A 15,436-nucleotide genomic window follows, 5' to 3' on the forward strand; every position below is an offset into this window, starting at 1 on the left:
CTTACTCAAGTTCCACCGTGTGAAAGGGGGTTCTGGCATTTTCCGCTGGAACATGCGCGGTGGGGCGTGACAGCTTGGCCGGAACCCGTCCGTTTTTGATCAAGCCTGTGAATCAGGGGCCCGCCGCACGGGGCCGCCCGGCCGGTCGCACCGCCCGGCCGGTCGCACCGCTCAGCCCGCGGAGCGCTCCGGAAGCAGACGCTCCACCATCACCCCGAGGAGGTCGTCGACGGGGTGGGCTTCGAGCAGGGCCGGGATGGTGAGGTCATCCACGATCAGGCCCTGCATCGCGAGGTAGAGCAGCACCACGCCCGCCCGGTCCCCGGGCAGGCCCGCGTCCAGGTGCCAGGCGATGTTCTCCTCCAGCTCGGCGGCGAGGAACGCGGAGAGCTCCGCCTGGAGTTCGGGCCTGCGGGTGGCCTCCAGGCGCAGCTCCAGCACGGCGGTGTGCACGCTGCGCTCGCGGCGGATCCGCCCGAGCAGCCGGCCGAGCAGCACCTTGGTGTCGAGGGGGCCGGCCAGCTCGTCGGGGCCGGGGGTGAGGCGCTCGCGGGTGCGGTGCAGTATCTGCACCAGCAGCTGGCCCCGGTTGGCGAAGTAGTTGGAGGCCGTTCCGGTGGGCACCCCGGCCTCGGTGTCCACGGCACGCAGGGTCAGGCCACGGGAGCCCTCGCGGGCCAGGACCTCGATGGCGGCGTCGAGGAGCGCGGCTCGGCGCTGCGGATTCTGGCGCATGACGGTTCCCGGGGGTCGCGGCGGCTGGGCGCGTACTCGTGAGCACTGCGCCCACAGTACTCAGCACACGCTAGCGGACCACCGGCCTCCGGGCCCTCCCCACGGCCCCCTCCCCCGTGCCACCCTGCCCGTCATGGACCGGATCATCGAGGAGATACGCGAGGACCTGAGCCGCCGGATCGCCGTCGCGGCGGACCGGCTCACCGACCGGACGCTGACCGAGGATCCCGCCTACGCCGCCCTGACCGGGCGGGCCGAGCTGCGCGAGCGGATCCACCACACCCTCCACCAGGCCGTCGACGGCCTGGTCCGCAGCTCCCGGGGGCTGCCCGTCGAGCTGTCCGGCGCCCGCACCGCCGGAACCCTGAGCGCCGGTCGGGGGCTGCCGCTCGACTCGCTGCGGCGCACCTACCGGTACGGCGGACGGCTGCTGTGGCAGAGCCTGACCGAGGCGGTGACCGCTCACGACCCGGCGGCACTGCCGCGGTTGCTGCCCGCGGCGGGCGCGCTGTGGGACGTACTGGACCAGATGACGGAGGCCGCCTCGGAGGCGTACCGGCCGGCGGAGGCCGAGCGGGGCGAGCGCGAACGGGAGCGCCGGGCCGCCCTGCTGGACGCGCTGCTCGACGGCTCGGGCCCGGTGGCGGAGGCGGCCGCGCGGCTGGGGCTGCCGGAGCGGGGGCGGTTCGCCGTGGTCGTGCTCGGGTCTGACGGCGCGGGCGGCCCGGCCCGCCCCGACGGCGGACCGGAGGCGGGACCGGACTCCCCGCGCCTGCTGTGGCGGATCCGGGCGGACGGGGAGACCGGCCTCGCCGAGCTGGGCCACCACCCGCTGGAGTCCCTGCGCCGTCTGCTCGCCCCGCTCGCCGTCCGCGCCGGGGTCAGCCCGGTGGTCGGGACCCCGGCCGAACTGGCCGGGGCCCGCCGGCTTGCGGCCCTCGCCCTGCGCACCGCCCCGCCGTCCGCCGCACCCGGTGCCGCCCTGCTGGACGAGCGGCTCCCGGCGGCGCTGGTGGCGGCCGATCCGGAACTCGCCGCCCGGCTGCGGCAGGTGGTGCTGGGCCCCGTGCTGGAGCTGCCGCCGGAGGACGCCCGGGTGCTGCTGACCACGCTGGGTACCTGGCTGGCCTGCCAGGGCTCGACCACCTACGCCGCCCAGCGGCTGTACTGCCACCGCAACACCGTCTCCAACCGGCTGCGCCGCCTGGAGCGGCTCACCGGCCGCGCGCTCTCGGACCCGGCGCACGTGGTGGAACTGGCCCTGGCCCACGCGGCGGCGGCCCAGGGCCCCTCCCCCGCCGGGACTACTCCGTCCGCACCGCCGGGGCCTCCGGCTCCTGCCGGGCCGACTCCAGCAGGTACGGCACGTCGATCACCGCGACCCCCGGGGTGAACAGCAGCCGTGCCTTCAGCCGCAGCGCGTTCTGGTTGTGCAGGGGCTGCTCCCACCAGTGCCCGACGACGTACTCGGGGATGACCACCGACAGCGCGTCCGTCCCCTCGGCGGCCGCCGCTTCCTCGATGTACTCCATGAGCGGCCCGGCCACCTCCCGGTAGGGCGAGTGCAGCACCGTGAGCGGGATCCCCGGGGCGTGTTCCGCCCAGGCCTCGCGCAGGCGCCGGGAGTCCTCCTCGTCGGCGGCGACGGAGAGGGCGGTGAGCGTGTCGGGCCGCAGTCCCTGGGCGTAGCCGAGGGCCTTGAGCGTGGGGGCGTGCACTTGGGAGACGAGGACGACGACGTGGTGGCGGGAGGGTCTGCGGGGTTCGGCGCCCGGGGCGACGGCCACCTGGCGGGAGACCTGGTCGTAGTGGCGGCGCACCCCCTTCATGCCGAGGAAGAGGGCGGGCATCGCGATGACGACCAGCCAGGCTCCGTGCGTGAACTTGGTGGTCAGGACGATGACCAGGACCAGGGCGGTGAGGACCGCGCCCACGGCGTTGACGGCAAGGCGGCGGTGGATGTGGACGCGCTCGGGCCGGGGCGTGGCGGGGGAGGCGAGCTCGCGCCTCCAGTGCCGGACCATGCCGGACTGGGAGAGGGTGAAGGAGACGAAGACTCCGATGATGTAGAGCTGGATGAGGCGGGTGAGTTCGGCGTCGAACGCGACGATCAGCGCGACCGCGGCGAGCGCCAGCAGGACGACGCCGTTGGAGTAGACGAGCCGGTCGCCGCGGTGGAAGAGCTGCCGGGGCGCGTACCGGTCCCTGGCGAGGATCGAGGCCAGCATCGGGAAGCCGTTGAAGGCGGTGTTCGCCGCCAGGACGAGCACGCCGGCGGTGACGGCCTGGAGCAGGTAGAAGAGGAAGTGCCAGCTCCCGAAGGTGGCGCGGCCGATCTGGGCGAGCGCCGTGGACATGGGGGTCCCGGGGGGCAGGCCCAGTTCGGTGGGGTCGGCGGCGGAGTGCACGTGGTACGTCATGGCGAGGGCGGTGATCCCGGCGAACATGGTCACGGAGAGCACCCCCATGACGGCCAGGGTGGTGGCGGCGTTCCTGGCCTTGGGCTTCCGGAAGGCGGGGACGCCGTTGCTGATGGCCTCGACGCCGGTGAGGGCCGTGCAGCCGGAGGCGAAGGCGCGCAGGGCGAGGAACACCACGGCGAGGCCGGTGTAGGTACCGGCGGCGGTGATCGGGAGGTCGGCGGACTCGGCCCGGATGGTGTCGCCGGTGGCGAGCCGGACGGCGGCGACGGCGAACATCACGTAGACGACGAGGACGAACCCGTAGGTGGGCACGGCGAAGACGCGCCCCGACTCCCGTACGCCGCGCAGGTTCATCAGCGTCAGCAGCGCCACGAAGCCGACGGACAGGACCACTCGGTGGTCGCTGAGGGCGGGGATCGCCGAGGTGATGGCGGCGACTCCGGAGACGACGGAGACGGCGACGGTCATCACGTAGTCGACGAGCAGGGCACTGGCGGCCGTGAGGGCGGCGGTCGGGCCGAGGTTCTCGCGGCTGACGACGTAGGCGCCCCCGCCACCGGGGTAGGCGTGGCAGGTCTGCCGGTAGGAGGCGATGACGACCACCAGCAGGAAGACGATGGCGGCGGCCGCGTACCAGGCGAGGTGGAGCAGGGCGACTCCGCCGAGGGCGAGGATCAGCAGGATCTCCTCGGTGGCGTAGGCCACGGAGGAGAGCGGGTCGCTGCAGAAGATCGGCAGCGCGAGCCGTTTGGGCAGCAGGGTCTCGCCCAGGCGCGCGGAGTCGAGCGGCTCACCGACCAGCACGCGTTTCGCATTGATTCGCCTCATTCCGGCATGGTCATCCATTTCGGCCGGATATCAGGCGTTACAGGTGCTACGGGGCTGTGTCCCGGCGCGGAGCGCTGCGCCGAACGGCCCAGTGACGGTCCTGCGGGGGCTCCGCGCCGCTGACGGGGCGGCGGCGGCCGGGCTCCCCGGAGCCGGGGCGGACCTGGCGCCCGCGCGGTCCGGCCGTCACATCCTGGCGGCCGCGGCCTTGATGGCCTCCCGGATGCGGAAGTAGGTCCCGCAGCGGCAGATGTTGGCGATGGCGTCGATGTCCTCGTCCGTGGGCTCGCTGGTCCGCTTGAGCAGCGCCACGGCGGCCATGATCTGCCCCGGCTGGCAGAAGCCGCACTGGGCGACGTCCTGCTCGAGCCATGCCTCCTGTACGGGGTGCAGCCGGTCGCCGTCGGCCAGCCCCTCGATGGTGGTGACCTGCCTGCCCGCGCAGGCCGAGACGGGAACCACGCACGGACGGACGTCGGCGCCGTCGAGGTGGCTGGTGCAGGCCTTGCAGACGTCCACCCCGCAGCCGTACTTGGGGCCGGTGACGCCCAGCATGTCGCGGAGCACCCACAACAGGGGGAGGTCGTCCGGGGCGTCGACGGTGACGCTGCGGCCGTTGACGGTGAAGGTGTGCAGAGGCACGGCGGCGTACTCCAGCGGTCAGCGCGGGTAAGGGGTGAAGTCGACGTCGAAGTCGAGGGGGAAGCTGCGGGGCTTGGAACCGGTGGCGCGGGCCCAGGCGTTGGCGATGGCGCCCACGGCGGCGGGTACCCCGAGCTCCCCCGCGCCGCCCGGTTCGGCACCGGTGGCCGGAAGCACGAAGACCCGTACGTCACGGGGGGTGTCGCGCTGCTGCGCCCAGTGGAACTGGCTGTAACTGCCCTCCAGGGGAAGCCCCTTGTCGAGGTGCAGTCCGGCCCGCAGGGTGGTGGAGATCGCGTCGGTGAGGCCGCCGATCATCTGGGCCTCCAGTCCGCGCGGGTTGACGGGCAGGCCCACGTCGACGGCGATCACCGCCTTGGTGACGCGGACGCGTTCCCGGTCGCGGGCGTCGATCTCCACGAGGCACGCGGTGCGCGACTTGTACTCCTCGTGGAAGGCGATGCCCTGCGCGCAGCCGGCCGGCAGGGCCCGGCCCCACTCTCCCTCGGCGGCGGCCTTGTCGAGCACGGCGCGCTGGGCGTCGGTCTTCAGGAAGGTGCGCCGGAAGCGGTACGGGTCCTTGCCGGTGGCCGCGGCCAGTTCGTCCACCACGATCTCCTCGGCGCCCCGGGTGTTGGCCGAGTACACCGACCGCCAGGACCCGGTCGGGATGCCGGTGGGGACCTCGGTCAGGGCCTGGGTGGTGAGCCCGAAGTGGTACGGGGACTTGACGGTGGTGTGGAACAGGGTCTGGGCGAGGGTGGCGTTGCCGATGCCGGCGGGCAGGCTCGCGGCGGTGGCGGTGATGATCTCGCCGAGTCCGTGCCGGAAGTCCGTCTCGGCGGCGGCCACCCGGTGCTCGAAGCTGAGCACCTCTCCGAGCAGGTGGGTGGCCCGGATCCGGTGGTGGGTGGCGGGGCGCATACGGCCGTGCCGGGTGTCGTCCACGCGGGTCCACATCAGGCGGACCGGGCGGCGGCAGGCCCGGGAGATCAGGGCGGCTTCCAGCGCGGCGTCGAAGAACAGCCGCCGGCCGAAGGAGCCGCCGGCCTGGACCACGTGCACCCGCACCCTGTCCAGCGGCAGTCCGAGCTCGGCGGCGATGGTCTGCCGGGCCACGATCGGGGACTTGAGCCCGGACCAGATCTCGGCGCGGTCGGCGCGGACGTCGGCGACGGCCGAGTTGGTCTCCATCGGGGCGTGGCTGACGAAGGCGAAGTCGAACTCGGCGTCCACGTAAGGGGTGAGCAGCGGCGGTACGAGCAGCGGCGGGGTGGCGGCCCTCAGCTTGGTACGGATCTGCGCGTCCGAGAGCTGGTCGGCCGGACCGGGTCCCCAGTCGACGGTGAGGGCGGCCTTGGCGGTGAGGGCCTGCCCGAACGTTTCGGCGACGACGGCGACGCCGGTCTTGACGGTCACCACGTCCAGGACGCCCGGCATGGCCCGGACCGCGGCGAGGTTGGTGACGGCCCGGACGGTGCCGCCGACGGAGGGCGGCCGGCGCACAACGCAGGGCTTCGCGCCCGGTACGTCGAGGTCGAGGGTGTACTTCTGGGCGCCGGTCACCATGGCGCGGGCGTCGATCCGGCGGGTCGGGGTGCCGATGAGGGCGTGTTCCGCGGCCGGCTTCGGGGAGGCGCCCGGGACGAGCAGGCTCGGGGAGGCGGCTTCGGCGGAGAGGCTGCCGTAGCTCGCGGTGCGGCCGTCGGGGGCCCGTACGGTGCCGTTCGCGGCGGTCAGCGCGGAGGCGGAGAGGCTCCAGCGCGCGGCGGCGGCCGCGACCAGGCGGGCCCGGGCGGTGGCGGCGCACTGGCGGACCGGCCCGTAGAGCGAGCGGATCGAGTTGGAGGACCCGGTGAGCTGGTTGAACAGCAACTCGGGGCGGGCGTCGTCCAGTTCCACCCGGACGGTGTCCAGCGGCGCGTCCAGCTCCTCCGCGACCAGCATGGCCACGGCGGTGGTGAGGCCCTGGCCGACCTCCTCGCGCGGCAGCCTGAAGCGGACGGTGCCGTCCGTCTCCACGGCGAGCGCCAGCAGCGCGGAGGTGGGGGCGCCGGCCAGGATGAACAGGTCGCCCAGGTCGACGATGTCGGCGATGGCGGGCAGGCTCGGGACCACGGCGTGCGCGGTCCGGGGGGCGAGCAGGTCGGCTCCGGCCCGGGTGACCAGGGCCAGCGTGGGCGCCGCGACCAGGTGGGTCAGGAAGGAGCGTCGGCTCCGCCCCTTCGGCGCGCTGCTCTGTTCGCTCATCCGGCCGTGTCCCCGCCCTCCCAGGCCCGCAGAACGGACCGCCCCCGGCTCATTACCGACACGTAGGGTAGCGATCACCGGGAGAAGTGGGAAGCGTGGTGCGGAACGGGGTCCTTCGTTCGAGTGGTGCCCCTGACGGGCGGACGACCCCGGGGGCGGACGGGAACGGGGGCGTGGAGAAGTCGTACGCCTCGCGCATGTGATCGACCGCCACCCCTCGGAGGGCCCTTTTCCGGCCACGGGCGCACGATGGAAGCAGACCCGTACACGGCGACGCACGAGGAGGTGTTCGCGGTGGCCAAGTACATGGACGTCCACCACGGGATGAAGGGCATCACGGCGGACGAGCTGATGGCCGCCCACCGGGCGGACCTGGCGATCCAGGCGGACGAGAAGGTGCAGTTCGAGCGCGCCTGGGCCGACCCCGCCTCGGGAGAGGTGTACTGCCTGTCCGAGGCGCCCTCGGCCGACGCCGTACGCCGCATCCACGAGCGCGCGGGGCACCCCGCCGACGAGGTCCACCCGGTGCCGCTCACGGTGTGACGGAGCGGCGGACTCCGACCGGGCGCGGTGTGGAGACGCACGGAAGCGGGCAGGAACCGCATCCACGGCTGACCGGAAACGTTCGTACGGACAGGAGGTAACCGGAAGGCCTTCGGCATATGCCCGGAGCAAGACCGTTACGGATGTTGCCAAACGCCTTACAGGCCGTCTCCGGCTGTGCCACAGTCGTAGTCGGTCCACAGCCGTCGCCGGTCGCCCTCCGGGACCCGACCGAGCAGCGTCTGTATCGCCGCGCCTGTATCGGAGTCATCATGCCGTCCCACCTGTACGCGGACCGTCCCGCGCAGCCGCCCGAACCGGGATCGGTGGACGCACTGATCTCGCAGACCCGCCGGCTGCGCGGCGAGGTGGACGCCGTGCGCCGCGACACCGTCGTGGACGACGACGACGCCCAGGGCCGCTGGCAGCGCGCGCTGTGCGACCTCGCCGTGCACCACCTCGACGACCTCGGCCAGCACCTCGGCCAGCTCAAGGAAGGGCTCCCGCCCGCCCCGGAGCCCGCCGAGCTGCCCGCGGCACCTCCCGAGCCCCCCATGGAGGACCGCCAGACCCGCGTCGGCAGCGCCGAGTGGAACCTGCTGACGGACGAGGTCACCTGGTCCGAGGAGCTCTTCCAGATCTTCGGCCGGCCCCCCGAGGCGGGCCCGCTGCCCCTCGACGAGCTCGGCTCCACCCTGTTCTCCGAGGACCAGCCCCTGATGACCTCGATGGTCACGGACTGTCTGGTCGACGGCAAGCCGATAGACGGCGAGTTCCGCATCGTCCGCGCCGACGGGCGGGTCCGCACCCTGCACATGAGGGGCGAACCGGTGCTCGACTCCGACGGCTGCACGGCCTCGATGTGGGCCCTGCTGCGGGACGTGAGCGAACTGCGCCGGAGCCAGCGGGCGGTGCGCGAGTCACGGGACTCGCTCCAGCGCCAGCGGGAGATCGCCCAGACCGAACACCGGCTCGCGGTCGAGCTCCAGGAGGCCGTGCTCCCCCCGTGGCGCGGCTCCCTGCGGTTCCCGCACGGGAACGCGGGCACGATGGACGTGGCCGCGCACTACCTCCCCTCCGCGACCAGCGCGCTGATCGGCGGCGACTGGTACGACGCGCTCGAACTGCCCGACGGTTGCTCGCTCCTGACGGTCGGTGACCTGACCGGGCACGGGGTGACCGCCACTTCGGGGATGGCCATGATGCTCGGCGCCCTGCGCGGGATGGCGATGGCCGGAATCGAGCCGGGTCCGCTGATGGGCTGGCTCAACCAGCTGCTGGAAACCTCCGTCCAGCCGGCCCTCGGCTCGGCCGTCTGCTGCCGCTACGACCCCGCACGCCGCGTCCTCTCCTGGGCCCAGGCCGGGCACCCGGCGCCCCTGCTCTTCCGGCGCGGCCAGGGCCGGCCCCTGCGATCCCCGGAGGGGGTGCTGCTGGGGGCCACCTCCGGAGCCGTGTACGGGCAGGCCGAGGAGCAGCTCGAACCGGGCGACGTACTCGTACTGCACACCGACGGACTGACCCCGCGGGGCATCGAGTTCGGCCGAACGGACGGGACCGAGCGGCTGCTGGCGCTGGCGCCGCGGTTCTCGGGGGCCCGGTCGGCCCGGGACTGCGTACGGATGGTGACGGAGGAGTTCGGCGAGGGCGAGCGCGAGGACGACGCCTGCGTCCTGGTCGCCCGGATCGGCGGCTGACGGCGAGAGCAGGAGATCCCGGCCGTACGGGTTCCGCGGGGCCGCGCCGACACGGCGCGGCCCTTCCTCCGTCCCGTCCTCCCGTGCTCCCGTCTGCCGCCGGCCTTCCGCGTCCCGGCCGTGTCCCGTCCCACGACGACACCCGGCCCCTAGACCGCCGCTCCGCGTGCGACGGGGGCGGGGCTGTTCGGGAGGGCCAGCTTGATCTCCTCGCGCAGCTCCTCGATGCCCGCGTACCCGGCGTACTGGCCGGTGAGCCGGTACATCTCGCGGAGCCGGTCCCACGTCCGGTGCGAAGAGGTCTCGTTCATCGAGACCAGGGCGAGGCGTGCGTAGCGGTCGGCCTGTTCGGGATCGTCCGCGATGAAGCAGGCCGAGGCCATCGAGATGTAGTCGAAGATCTGCGAGCGCTGGTAGCCGTCGCCCCGCAGCCGCAGCGCCTCCCGCGCGTGCCGTGCCGCGACGGGCGCCGCCGAGGCGTCGTGGTCGGCGAGGGTGCGGTAGGCGAGGGCCTGCATGCCGTGCAGGTCGGCCTCGTCGAAGTGCTGCATCCAGGAGGGCGGCGGTACGTCGCCCTTGTCGGAGACGAAGAGCTCCTCGGCCTCGCCCAGGGTGCGGCGCATGGCCTGCCCCTTGCCCATGGCGGCCTGCGCCCAGGCCTCGACGGTGTGCAGCATGGCGCGGGTGCGCGGCAGGGTCTGCTCGCCGGAGCCGGACTGTGCCAGCTTCATCAGGTCCAGGGCCTCGTTCGGCTTGCCGAGGTGCACCATCTGGCGGGCGGCCCGGGAGAGGGCCTCGCCGGCGCGCGGCCGGTCGCCGCCCTCGCGGGCCGCGTGCGCGGCGATGACGAAGTACTTCTGCGCGGTGGGTTCGAGGCCCACGTCGTGCGACATCCAGCCCGCCAGCACCGCCAGGTTGGCCGCCACCCCCCACAGCCTGCGCTGGAGGTGGTCGGGGTGGTGGTAGGCCAGCATGCCGCCGACCTCGTTGAGCTGGCCGACGACGGCCTTGCGCTGGAGCCCTCCGCCCCGGGAGGCGTCCCAGGCCCGGAAGACCTCGACGGAACGTTCCAGGGCCTCGATCTCCTGGGAGCCGATGGGCGCCGCCTCGTAGCGGTCGTAGCCCGCCGGGTCGGCCTGGTGGGGGTCGCCGAAGTGCTGCGCGTTCCGGGCCCCGGAGGGCTCGGTGTGCAGCCAGTCGTACATGGCGTTGCTGAGGGCTGAGCCGGCGGTGAGCGCGGCTCCCGCGCCCATCAGGCCGCGACGGTTGAGCATGAGGTCCATTCCCGTGAATTCGGTGAGGACCGCGGCTGTGCGTTCGGGCGCCCAGGGCACTCCGTCGGGGTTCTGCTGAACCGCGTCCGGCTGCCGTCTGGTGGTGCGCCGCTGCCGTACGAACCCGAGGTCCTCGATGGTCACGACACGACCGAGCCGCTCGGTGAACAGTGCTGCCAGTACCGTGGGCACCGGCTCGCGCGGGGTCTCCCCCATGTCGATCCAGCGCCGCACCCGCGAGGTGTCGGTGGCCAGTTGGTGGTGGCCCATCGCGGCCGCCTGCCGGTTGACCATCCTCGCGAGTTCGCCCTTCGACCAGCCGGCCAGGCCGAACAGGTCGTTCAGACGGGTGTTTGGACCTTTGCTCACGTCAAGCCCCCAGGTTCTCGGCTGAGTTGACAGTAGCCGCCCGTCAGATGCCCAGCGACTATTCGCCAGGGTTCGCCACCCGCCGCCCCGTGGTTCGCCACCTGCGGGCGGGTGTCAGGTAGGAATGCGCCTCCCCGACCCGGTTCACCGGCGGAACTCCCCAGGGTGAAGTACGGGATCCGGCGGGGCGGCGTACGCACTCGTCGGCGCACGAAGGGAACCGTAAACGCCATGTACGCAGCAACGTCCTCCGTGTCCGCCCCGGTCCGCCAGCACCGCACCCTCCAGGCGGGGGGCGGCTCCTACCTCGAACCGGGCCGTCAGCCGGTACCGGCGCAGGGCGCCGTACGGGCTCGGCGGATGCCCGGAGGCGGACCGCAGCCTCTCAGCGGAAGAATCGACCTGTCCGGGCCGCAGGGGGCGCAGCTGCGCACCGCGCTCGCGTCGGTGCAGCGCATCTGCCCCGAGTTCGCCCCGGTCCAGGTGCTGCGCCGCAGCGGCCGGTCGGTGCTGCTGGTCGGGACGACGGGACGGATGACCGCGGTCGCGAAGGTTTTACTGGACCACTCGCCGGAGTGGCGCGAGCGGTACCGGCACGAAATAGCGACGTACCGGACCTTCGTCCGGCACCGCCCGCCGGTCCGCGTGCCCCGGCTGATCGCCGCCGATCCGGAGAACTGCGTCCTGGTGGTGGAGCGGATGGCGGGCCGGGTCGCCGCGCTCCAGCGGCATCCGGTGGAGGCGCCGCCGCGGCCCGACGTACGGGCCGCGCTGGGAGCCGTGTGCCGGGTGAACCAGTGGCAGCCGTCGGCGGATCTGTTCGGGCACCCCGTGGACTACGCGCGGCGGATCTCGCGTGACCACGAGCTGGGCCTGCTGACCGACCGGGACTTCGGGGACCTGCAGAAGCTGCTGCACGGGCTGCGGCCGGCGGGTACGCCGTGGCAGTTCAACCACGGCGACGCGCTGCTGTCGAACCTGCTGCTGTCCCCGGCGGGACCGGTGCTCCTCGACTGGGAGCACGCCGGCTGGTACCTGCCCGGCTACGACCTGGCCACGCTGTGGACGGTGCTGGGTGACGCCCCGGCGGCCCGCGGCCAGATCAGCCGACTGGCGCAGTCGGCGGGCCCGGCGGCGCGGGACGCCTTCCTGGTCAATCTGATGCTGGTGCTGACGCGGGAGATCCGGATGTGCGAGACGGCGGTGCAGCGCTCCATGCTGGCTTCCGCTCCGGACCGGCCGCTGCCCGCGGGAGCGATTTCCTCGGGTGAGGAGCAGCGTCTTCTGCTGCGGCGCCTGCACGACGACGCGGGGATGGCGCGCAGAGCGGTCCGGGCGGCGGTCGGCACGCGCTGACCGCCCCCCGCCCGGCACCGTACGGATCCCGTGTGCCGCACACCCAGTGTGCGGGGCACGGGATTCGGCCTGTCCGGGGCCGGGACCGTTGCGCGCGCGTGCCTTGACATCCCATGATCCCCGGAACAGTTTCCTGACCCGGCATCAGAACAGCTCGCGCCGCCCGCCTTTCCTCCCATCCCGCTGGAGCCCGCCCATGACCGAGGCCATGCCCGTGACCGAGACCCCGGACCGACCGCGCGCCGTGCCGCCCACCCGCCGGGCGGTCCTCGCCGGGACGGGGGCCGGGGTGCTCGCGGCCGCCGTGCTGCCGGGTGCGGCCGCGCGGGCCGCCGAGAGCCCGCTCGGCGAGTACGACGTCGTCGTGGTGGGCTCGGGTGCGGCGGGGATGACGGCCGCGCTGACGGCCGCCGCGCGGGGGCTGAGCGTACTGGTGGTGGAGAAGGCCCCGACCTTCGGCGGTTCCGCGGCGCGCTCCGGCGCGGGGATCTGGCTGCCGAACAACTCGGTGATCCTGGGCGCGGGTGTGCCGGACACCCCGGAGAAGGCCGCGGCGTACCTGTCGGCGGTGGTGGGGCCGCAGGTGCCGGCCGACCGGCAGCGGGCGTTCCTCGACAACGGGCCGCGGATGCTGGACTTCGTCATGGCGAACAGCCCGCTGCGGTTCCGTTTCATGGACGGCTACAGCGACTACTACCCGAACCTGCCCGGCGGGCTGCCGAACGGCCGCTCCATCGAACCGGACCAGATCGACGGCAACCTCCTGGGCGCCGAGCTGGCGCACCTGAACCCGCCGTACATGCCGGTGCCCGCCGGGATGGTGGTGTTCAGCCAGGACTACAAGTGGCTGAACCTCGCGGCGGTCAGCGCGAGGGGGCTCGCGGTGTCCGCGGAGTGCCTGGCGCGGGGCGCCAGTGCCGCGCTGCGCGGGCAGAAGCCGCTGACGATGGGCCAGGCGCTGGCCGCCGGACTGCGGGCCGGGCTGTTGCGGGCGGGGGTGCCGGTGTGGCTGAACAGCCCGCTGGTCGACCTGGTGCGGGACGGCGGTGCGGTCACCGGGGTCGTGGTGGAGAAGGAGGGCGTACGGGGTGTCGTACGGGCGCGCAGGGGCGTGGTGATCGGCTCCGGCGGCTTCGAGCACAACGCGGAGATGCGGGCGCGGTACCAGCAGCAGCCGATCGGCACGGAGTGGTCGGTGGGTGCGAAGGAGAACACCGGCGACGGGATCCGGGCCGGGGAACGGGCGGGCGCGGCCCTGGCCTTGATGGAGGACGCCTGGTGGGGGCCGTCGATCCCGCTGCCCGGGGAGCCGTACTTCTGCCTGGCGGAGCGGACCCTGCCGGGCGGTCTGATGGTGAACCGGGCGGGCGTCCGCTTCGTGAACGAGGCGGCGCCGTACAGCGACGTGGTGCACGTGATGTACGAGAAGGACCGGGGCGCTGCGGGTTCGCACATCCCGGCGTGGCTGATCGTGGACCAGAACTACCGCAACAAGTACCTGTTCAAGGACATCCTGCCGACGCTGCCTCTGCCGGAGGCGTGGTTCGTGTCGGGGGCGGCGAAGAAGGCGTGGACCTGGGACGCGCTGGCCGGGCAGATCGGGGTGCCGGCGGGTGCGCTGCGGGCGACGCTCAACCGGTTCAACGCCCAGGCGTGGAGCGGGACCGACGCCGACTTCCACCGGGGCGACACGGCGTACGACCACTACTACACGGATCCGAACGTGGTGCCGAACTCGTGCCTGGCGCCGGTGTGGGCGCCGCCGTTCTACGCCTTCCGGATCGTTCCGGGCGACCTCGGCACCAAGGGCGGCATCGTCACCGACGCCCGGGCGCGGGCGCTGCGGGCGGACGGGTCGGTGATCCGGGGCCTGTGGGCGGCGGGCAACGCCAGCGCGGCGGTGATGGGCCACAGCTACGCGGGGGCCGGATCGACGATCGGGCCCGCGATGACGTTCGGTTACGTCGCGGCGAACGACATCGCGGACAGCCGATAGGGCCTGTGGCGAGAGTGGACGACTCCCTCAGCAACCCCTCCTGCCCTGCGTGGACGCGGGATCAAGGCCACGATTCCGATGCCTGCGGACCGAATCCGCAACCGGCTGAAGCGCGGCCCACACGGAGGCCGTCCGCCGAAGTCCGACATCACCGGCCCGCCGACGGTTGCTGCTCGTATCCACGTATCATCCGGCAGACGGAACGGCCGGCGGAGAGGCAACACCTTCATGACCCGGAGCGAGGCGTCGGGCGGGCAGCTCGACGAGCTCGCCGCGTTCGCACTGGTGCACGCGGTTGACGCCCCTGCGGAGGGCGGAGGCGCAGGCATCGGAGCCGTGTTCCTGTTCGCCGACGACGTCGAGGACCGGTACCTGTACACCTTCGCGGACCTCGCCGGGGCTCACGAGCACTTGGCCGACCCGACGCACGGTTACCTCCGATGCGCGGTCGCCTGGCGACCCGGCCGGGACGTGTGCGTGGTTCAGGCCCAGGAGATCGGGAGCAGCAGTTCCTTCACGCTGACCCGGTCCTGCGTACCGGAAGGGCTGGCCGGCGAGGTCGTACGCACCGAGGGTACGCGAGCGGTTTTGCCGGCCTCGGGACCGGCGGAGACGACGAAGGCGAAGGCGGAGCCGGGCGATCTGGCGGATCTGGCGGACCTGCAAGACGGCCTTGAGCGGGCGGTCGACTCCGGGGAGGGACTGGGGGAGGCGGAGGACCGGCTGCGGAGGTGGATCGGCCGCGCAGGCGAGGGCGACTGGGCGGCTGCCGAGAGGTGGTTGCGCAGTCGCTTTCCGATCGGGGACGAGCACGAGGCGGCGGACGAGGCGCTCCCGGAAGGAGCCCAGAGCGGGGTGCGCACGGCCGGACGGTACGCGATCACCTTCCATGAGGACGACGCCCCGACCGGTCCGGTCGCGGCCCTCGCCGCATGGGACAGGGTCGCCCGGCAGGCCCACGAGATCCTGGGTCTGACGGCCGCCCCCGTAGTCGGGACGACCGTGGCACATCCGGTCAGCGGCGTACGCCTGGCCCTGGACCGGACGTCGGGCCGGTACGAGCTGTCGGTACCCCTGCCAGGCGACGGCGCGCCGGTAACAGTGGCGCTGGAGCAGCTCTACCAGCTGGCGCTGACCGTCCAGTTGGAGACCGGCCGACGTGCCGTCGACCCGCAGGCCGGACGGTACGTCGACCAGCTCGGCGGAGCGGCGTGGGCACGCCGGTTCGGCCTGTTCGCCCGCGCCGCCCGTTCGCTGCGCCCAGGCCGGCCCTGAGGCCGGTCGTCAAAGTGCCGCGTCGGACGGGTCGTTCGTAGACTGCGG

At 73.2% G+C, this 15,436-nt stretch carries 11 protein-coding genes; 6 read left to right on the plus strand and 5 right to left on the minus strand.

Annotation, left to right across the window (positions count from 1 at the left end; genetic code table 11):
* Nucleotides 1-171: 171 nt before the first annotated feature.
* A complete protein-coding gene (locus ACZ4WZ_RS01325; protein WP_388936469.1) occupies nt 172-735 on the minus strand; it encodes a TetR/AcrR family transcriptional regulator in 564 nt (187 codons plus the stop codon).
* 133 nt (nt 736-868) lie between these two features.
* On the opposite strand from ACZ4WZ_RS01325, the gene ACZ4WZ_RS01330 reads away from it, so the two are divergent.
* Entirely contained in the window at nt 869-2,128 is a 1,260-nt protein-coding gene (locus tag ACZ4WZ_RS01330) for a helix-turn-helix domain-containing protein (protein ID WP_467883849.1), read from the plus strand.
* Here ACZ4WZ_RS01330 and ACZ4WZ_RS01335 read toward each other — a convergent pair.
* The 3 genes from ACZ4WZ_RS01335 to ACZ4WZ_RS01345 all read right to left on the minus strand — a co-directional run bounded on the left by ACZ4WZ_RS01335 (nt 2,040) and on the right by ACZ4WZ_RS01345 (nt 6,878).
* Nucleotides 2,040-3,986: an APC family permease gene (locus tag ACZ4WZ_RS01335; RefSeq protein ID WP_467883850.1), complete on the minus strand. Its 1,947-nt coding sequence runs from the start codon at nt 3,984-3,986 to the stop codon at nt 2,040-2,042. The two genes, ACZ4WZ_RS01330 and ACZ4WZ_RS01335, sit on opposite strands and share 89 nt — an antisense overlap.
* 186 nt (nt 3,987-4,172) lie before the next feature.
* Entirely contained in the window at nt 4,173-4,628 is a 456-nt protein-coding gene (locus ACZ4WZ_RS01340; protein ID WP_467883851.1) for a (2Fe-2S)-binding protein, read from the minus strand.
* Nucleotides 4,629-4,646: 18 nt separating this feature from the next.
* On the minus strand, nt 4,647-6,878 hold the full coding sequence (locus ACZ4WZ_RS01345) for a xanthine dehydrogenase family protein molybdopterin-binding subunit (protein ID WP_467883852.1): 2,232 nt from the start codon (nt 6,876-6,878) through the stop codon (nt 4,647-4,649).
* 294 nt (nt 6,879-7,172) lie between these two features.
* Here ACZ4WZ_RS01345 and ACZ4WZ_RS01350 point away from each other — a divergent pair, with 294 nt between their 5' ends.
* Entirely contained in the window at nt 7,173-7,421 is a 249-nt protein-coding gene (locus tag ACZ4WZ_RS01350) for an SCO4226 family nickel-binding protein (RefSeq protein WP_467884202.1), read from the plus strand.
* 272 nt (nt 7,422-7,693) lie between these two features.
* On the plus strand, nt 7,694-9,118 hold the full coding sequence (locus tag ACZ4WZ_RS01355; protein WP_467883853.1) for a PP2C family protein-serine/threonine phosphatase: 1,425 nt from the start codon (nt 7,694-7,696) through the stop codon (nt 9,116-9,118).
* A gap of 149 nt (nt 9,119-9,267) precedes the next feature.
* On the opposite strand, the gene ACZ4WZ_RS01360 is transcribed toward ACZ4WZ_RS01355, so the two are convergent.
* On the minus strand, nt 9,268-10,761 hold the full coding sequence (locus ACZ4WZ_RS01360) for a DNA-binding protein NsdB (protein ID WP_467883854.1): 1,494 nt from the start codon (nt 10,759-10,761) through the stop codon (nt 9,268-9,270).
* Between the two features lie 231 nt (nt 10,762-10,992).
* Between ACZ4WZ_RS01360 and ACZ4WZ_RS01365 the strand changes: the two genes are divergently transcribed.
* The 3 genes from ACZ4WZ_RS01365 (at nt 10,993) to ACZ4WZ_RS01375 (ending at nt 15,388) form a co-directional block, all read left to right on the plus strand.
* On the plus strand, nt 10,993-12,117 hold the full coding sequence (locus ACZ4WZ_RS01365; RefSeq protein WP_467883855.1) for an aminoglycoside phosphotransferase family protein: 1,125 nt from the start codon (nt 10,993-10,995) through the stop codon (nt 12,115-12,117).
* A 196-nt stretch (nt 12,118-12,313) separates the two neighbouring features.
* Nucleotides 12,314-14,113 carry a 3-oxosteroid 1-dehydrogenase gene (kstD, locus tag ACZ4WZ_RS01370; protein ID WP_467883856.1) on the plus strand — a complete coding sequence of 600 codons (1,800 nt, stop codon included), beginning with the start codon at nt 12,314-12,316 and terminating at the stop codon, nt 14,111-14,113.
* 228 nt (nt 14,114-14,341) lie between these two features.
* On the plus strand, nt 14,342-15,388 hold the full coding sequence (locus tag ACZ4WZ_RS01375; protein ID WP_467883857.1) for a hypothetical protein: 1,047 nt from the start codon (nt 14,342-14,344) through the stop codon (nt 15,386-15,388).
* Nucleotides 15,389-15,436: the final 48 nt, after the last annotated feature.

It is taken from the genome of Streptomyces sp. NPDC029122, from assembly GCF_055569445.1.